General features: G+C 72.4%; 5 protein-coding genes and 2 pseudogenes. 3 read left to right on the forward strand and 4 right to left on the reverse strand.

The features are described 5' to 3' along the window. Positions 1-68: 68 nt before the first annotated feature. Positions 69-659: a hypothetical protein gene (locus C1I93_RS27910; protein ID WP_111246253.1), complete on the reverse strand. Its 591-nt coding sequence runs from the start codon at positions 657-659 to the stop codon at positions 69-71. 791 nt (positions 660-1,450) lie between these two features. Here C1I93_RS27910 and C1I93_RS27915 point away from each other — a divergent pair. Together C1I93_RS27915 and C1I93_RS27920 are read left to right on the forward strand one after the other, a co-directional pair. Beyond that, positions 1,451-1,786, forward strand: coding sequence for a hypothetical protein (locus tag C1I93_RS27915; protein WP_146603593.1), 336 nt, complete (start codon positions 1,451-1,453; stop codon positions 1,784-1,786). 85 nt (positions 1,787-1,871) lie between these two features. Next, complete coding sequence (locus tag C1I93_RS27920) at positions 1,872-2,342, forward strand: histone (protein WP_111246255.1); 471 nt, start codon at positions 1,872-1,874, stop codon at positions 2,340-2,342. Here C1I93_RS27920 and C1I93_RS27925 read toward each other — a convergent pair. After that, positions 2,339-3,055, reverse strand: a complete 717-nt coding sequence (locus tag C1I93_RS27925) for an MBL fold metallo-hydrolase (protein WP_111246256.1) — start codon at positions 3,053-3,055, stop codon at positions 2,339-2,341. The genes C1I93_RS27920 and C1I93_RS27925 overlap by 4 nt on opposite strands. Before the next feature lie 92 nt (positions 3,056-3,147). On the opposite strand from C1I93_RS27925, the gene C1I93_RS27930 reads away from it, so the two are divergent. Then, a complete protein-coding gene (locus C1I93_RS27930; protein ID WP_111246257.1) occupies positions 3,148-3,555 on the forward strand; it encodes a YchJ family protein in 408 nt (135 codons plus the stop codon). Between the two features lie 86 nt (positions 3,556-3,641). On the opposite strand, the pseudogene C1I93_RS27935 reads toward C1I93_RS27930, so the two are convergent. Then, positions 3,642-4,843, reverse strand: a pseudogene (locus tag C1I93_RS27935) (MFS transporter); the annotation flags it as partial. A gap of 186 nt (positions 4,844-5,029) precedes the next feature. Beyond that, positions 5,030-5,314 (reverse strand): annotated as a pseudogene (locus C1I93_RS31815) (hypothetical protein); the annotation flags it as partial.

Here is a 5,314-nt window from a genome sequence, read left to right on the forward strand (position 1 = left end):
GCGGAAGTGGGGTGAGATGCGTGTTGGCCGGCACCCCGAAGGGGTGCCGGCCAACAGTTCACGCGTGGTCAGTTGTTCCAGTGCTGGGTGACCAGGTCGGCGGCCTGCTGTTCCCACTGGGCGTAGTGGTCGGGGTAGGCCGAGACCTGCACGGTCTGCGCGGCCTGGGTCAGTGGCATGTCCTGCCAGCCGTCGACCTGCTTCAAACCCTTGAGGAAGGCGGTGGTGGAGTACTCGGGGTCGGTGATCTGCTCGACCGTGCCCCAGCCGCTGGACGGACGCTGCTGGAACAGGCCCTGCGAGTCGTGGTCGTTGCGGTCACCCAGGTGACCCAGGTTCTCCAACTTCGACTCCTGCAACGCGGTGGCGATGGAGACGACCGCGGCGCGCTCGTCCATGCCGGCCTTCTTCGTCGCGGCGATGATCGCCTTGACGTTGGCGGTCTGCTCGGCGTCCAGATCGATACGCGACTGCTCGCCCTGCACACCATGCGGGACCAGCCTGCTGGTGTCGGGCTTGTCGGCCCGCACGGCCACGGCGATCGGGTCACCGCTGGCCGGGGTGGTGTCGACAGCCTCGTTCAGGGGGCCCGCAGCCAGACCACCGGCAACAGCCAGACCAGCAATACCCAACACGCTCTTACGCAGCATCGTGTTCATGACAAAGCTCCATTCGGGGGTCGGCGCACACCACCAACGGGGGGGGTCGGCACGGCATACGCAAGCACCGTCCGGCGCTCAAGAAGCAACACAGAGCAAAGCAACACAGGGGGAAATCAAGGGCACGCTACGAGGGGGCATCGGCCAGTTCGGCGAGCGGCGAGCCCTCGCGACGTCCGGACCATGTTCAACGACCGGCCGGGCCGGATCATTCCGCGGCCGGGCCTGGGCAGGCATCCGCTCGACGTGGTGCCTTGAGCCAGCCCTACTCCGTCGGCCGTCAGGTGTAACGCCCGGCGGGCGGGACGGATTCCGGCCTCAGGGTGCCGGCGGCCACGCGCGAACCGGACTTCCACCCCCGAAAACCCGACGAGACCGAGGCACCGGCGGCCGAGCTAGGACACTCCTCCCGAAACGGCCATAAAGAGCCAGACCCGAAACCGACCGGGCGCAACCGGACATCCGACACATCCCGCACGGTTCCGTCGAGACGGCGTCGTCGAGTCACCCTTCCGCCGGCGCGGCGGGAAGCTGCCCGCCCCGATCCGCCCGCACCGAGGCTTCCGCCCCGCTCGTCGGGGACAGAAGCAGCTTGTGGCGGGTAACCGGTCGGCGGAGTTCGACGGTCGGGTGGACACCGGGCGTAACCGGCATTCCGGTCCGAGTGGTGACGCCAGCCTCGGGCGCGGTGCCGGCTGACCGGGCCATCCGCGCTCGGCGCAAACGGGAAGCGGGCGCGGTGCCGGGTGACCGGGCCATCCGCGTTCGGCGCGCAAGCGGGAAGGAGGAGCATGAAGGCAACCGGCATCCTCGTAGCGACGATGGGTGGCCTCGCTCTCGGTCTGCTGCTGCCGGGGACCGCCTTGGCGGGAGCGCCCGGCCGGGCGGCCGGGGCGTGCGCCGTCACCGTGGTCGCCAGCGCCCAGCCCGCGGTTGGCGACCGAAAAGACCACCAGGAGGACGGCGACGATGGTGGTGGCCATCGCGGGAATCGGGCCGACGACGATGGAAGCGACAACGACATCCTGACCGTGGTCGGTGGCGTCGCCCTCCTCGCCCACGCGCTCGCTGGCGGCGTCATCCTGGTTCGGCGTCGCCGACACGCGACCGACACCGCAATGCGTTGATCCGTGCCGCACCGCAGCTCCGTAGGCGTTTGGCCGGCTCGATGCCGGGAAGACCGTGCGCCACCGTAGATCCTGAGGAGCGAGGATGGCGCACGCAGGACACGCCCGGAAGCGGACCCCGGCGCGCAAGGCTCCGCCGCCGGCCAAGGTGGCGGCGAAGAAGGTGGCTACGGCGACGAAGCGGGCCACCGGTGCCACGGCCGCGAAATCGCCGGGCGGGAAGCCCACGCCGACGTCCCCGCGTACCGCCCGCAAGAAGGCGGTAGCGGCCACTGCCGCGCCGAGCCGCCGACCCACCGCGAAGGCCACCGCCGCGAAGAAGGCACCGGCCGGCCGGATAGCGACGGCCAGCACGACGAGAACAGCGACGCGCAAGGCGACCACGGCGAAGGCGCTGGCGAAGAAGGCCACCACCAAGCGGGCACCGACGGCGAAGACGGCGGCCACGCAGGCGGCGGCGTCCCGCTCCCGCTCGGCGAGTACGACCCCGGCGCGCAAGGCGACCACGATGGAGTCGTTCGGCAACCGGCGCGGAGCCCGCACCGGATCCCGCTAGTCCCGGGAAAGTCGGGTGAGGAAGCCGCGTACCTGCTCCCGGGCCCGATCCTTGATCTCCGGGCCGTGGGTGAAGGCGGCCACGTCGTAGTCCAGCTCGCCGAGCACATGGGCGGTCTGCTGGGTCATCCGGAAGTCCGTGCACAACACCTTCACCGGCCACCGGATGCCTGCCACGTTGAACAGCGCGTCGCCGGTGATCAGGACCCGGGTCGGCTCGTGCAGCAGCGAGATGTGCCCCGGCGAGTGGCCGGGCGTGTGCACCACGCGCAGCCCACCGCCGACGTCGAGCAGGTCGCCGTCGGCGAGCGGCTGGGCCACCTCGAAGGCGGGGAAGCGACCGGAGGAGAGCCGGGCGAAGAGTCGGCCGCCGGCGACCGTGGGATCCCTCGGCGGCGGGGTGCCGGTCGCGGCGTACGGGACGTCGGCGGCATGCAGGGCCAGCGGTGCGCCGGTGCGCCGGGCCACCTCGGCGGCCCCGCCAGCATGGTCGGGGTGGGCGTGGGTGAGCACGATGCCTGTGACGTCGGCGGGACCCTTGCCGATCGCGGCCAGCCCCTGCACGATGCGGGCCGGTGCCCGCTTCAGCCCGCAGTCCACCAGGGTGACATCACCGGCGTCGCCGACAAGTGCGTACGAATTGATCATCGCTCGGCCGGCGGTGGGGATTCGCCAGACGCCCGGTGCGAGCGCAACTGCGGGTGACCGCGCCATCGACGCAAAATATCATCCAGCCCGCCCGATGTCCGCCCCGCAACCGGTGCCCCAGTGCGTTCCGTCGGCCGCGCAACGGGAAGGATGACGGGGTGGCCAGACGAGACAACCGGCCGTCGGAGCCGACCGGGTGCCCGTGCGGGCAGCCGCTGCCGTACGCGGACTGTTGCCGGCGCCTGCACCGCGGCGAGGCCGACGCACCGACGGCGGAGACGCTGATGCGCTCCCGGTACGCGGCCTTCGCCGTCGGTGACCCGGACTACCTGCTCCGCAGCTGGCACCGCAGCACCCGTCCGCGCGGGTTGCGCCTCGACCCGGCGCAGCGCTGGACCGGCCTGGAGGTCGTCGGCACCGACCGTGGTGGGCTGTTCGACAGCACCGGCACTGTCGAGTTCCGGGCCCACTACCGCGACGGCGGCCGGCCCGGCACAGTGGCCGAGCGCAGCCGCTTCGTCCGCGAGGACGGCCGCTGGGTCTACCTCGACGCGGCGTCCAGCTAGCTCGACGCGGACCGCAGCCAGGCCCGGCTCAGAGGGCGGTCCGGGCGGGGTCGACGCGTCCGGTACGCGCCGGGCCGCCGCCGGGCGCGTCGTTCCGGGCGCGGGCCGTCAGCAGCGCCGCGACCAGGAGATACGGTACGGCCCAGACCGCGAACGCCACGGGGTTGCCGGCCACGCCGGCGAGCAGGCCGTAGCTGGCGTACACGGCGATGCCTGTCACGTCGGTCGCCAACCCGGCCAGCGAGGTGACGGTGGCCCGATCGGTGCCGCTGATCCGTTCCTGCAACCGCGTGTCGGCGAGTACCGAGGCGAGCTGGAAGCCACAGAACGCCGCCGCGACCAGGAGGAACCCGGTCCACTGCCGAAGCAGGGCGCCGCTGGCCAGGGCGGCCGCCGAACCGGCCAGGACAAGTGCGTACCCGCCGGTGCCGAGCCGCTGGCCGAGTGGGGCGAGCAGGCCGCCGACGATCTGCCCCGCCGCGACGAGCAGGAGCAGCAGCGGCACGGTCGACAGGGCGACGCCGGTGTCCCGGGCCAGCAGCGGGAGGTACTCCTCCAGGGCGCTCCAGACCGCGGTCACCGCCGCGACGAGCACCACGGCCGCGCGTACCGCACGGTCGTGGCGTGCCTCGGCGACTCCCCTGCGCAGCCCCTGCCACCAGCCGGGTTCGTCGTCTCCAAGCTCCGACCCGGCCGCCGGTGCGGCGGCGTCGGCGCGGCGGTGTTCGGGGAAGCGGGTCGCCACGGCGAGGGCGAGCCCGCAGGCCGCGATGCTGGCCACCCCCACCGCCAGGTAGCCGCCGACCTGCAGCGCCGGCCCGGCCAGCAGGATCGAGACGAGTACGCCGACGGTGCCGGCGGTGCGGGCCCGGCCGATGGTGCGGGCGTACCGGTCGGCCGCGCCGAGGTGGTCGAGTTCGTCGAAGACCAGGGCCTCCAGGGCACCGGAGGCGAAGGCGCTGCCGGCTCCCCAGAGGACGAACCCGAGGGCGAACGCGTAGTAGGACGGAACGAACGTCCACAGGGCGAAGCCGGCGGCGGCACAGATCGGTGCCAGGCAGAGCATCTGACGCCGGGACGTCGCATCCGCCCACGCGCCGGAGGGCGTCTCCAGGGCGAGGGCCGCCAGCGACCAGATCACGAACAGTGAGGAGATCTGCCCGACCGACAGGCCACTGTCGGCGAACAGCAGCGCGTACACCGGGTAGAGCAGCACCAGGTCGGTGAGGAAGGCGTACGCGTAGAGGGTGGCCGCCAGGTTGCGGACACCCGTCGAGGTGGAAGTCATCGAGGCCTTTCGGGTGGGACGGGTGACGGACGCCGGTGCTCCGGCGACCGTGGCGGTCCACGGCCTCGAACAGAAACTTAATGTCGCCAGGTCATGGCGTTGATCTTAACCGGCGGCACGGCACCGTGGGGTACCCGGAACGCCGCGCGGGACGGGACCGCTCTCGGTCCCGCCCCGGGTCGGAGATCAGCGCTTGTCGTCGGGCCTCGGCAGGATGATCGTCGACTCGCTCTCGTCGGAACCGCGCTGCGCCGGCACCTCGGGAGCGGCCGAGATGACCTGGGTGGTGTCCGGGTCACCGGTACGCGGCAGCGGCGTGGTCGGGTCGTCCTGCTGCGGGAACGACTGGCGCGGCAGCGGCGCGGTGGTCTCGCTGTCCGTCCCGCCGCCGGTGACGACCTGCGTGGCCTCCGGGTCGTAGGCCGGGGTCGGTGCGGCGGCGGGCGTCGGCGAGGCCGGGTCGGCGGAGGC

Source organism: Micromonospora endophytica (assembly GCF_003236305.1).
Lineage (GTDB): Bacteria > Actinomycetota > Actinomycetes > Mycobacteriales > Micromonosporaceae > Micromonospora > Micromonospora endophytica.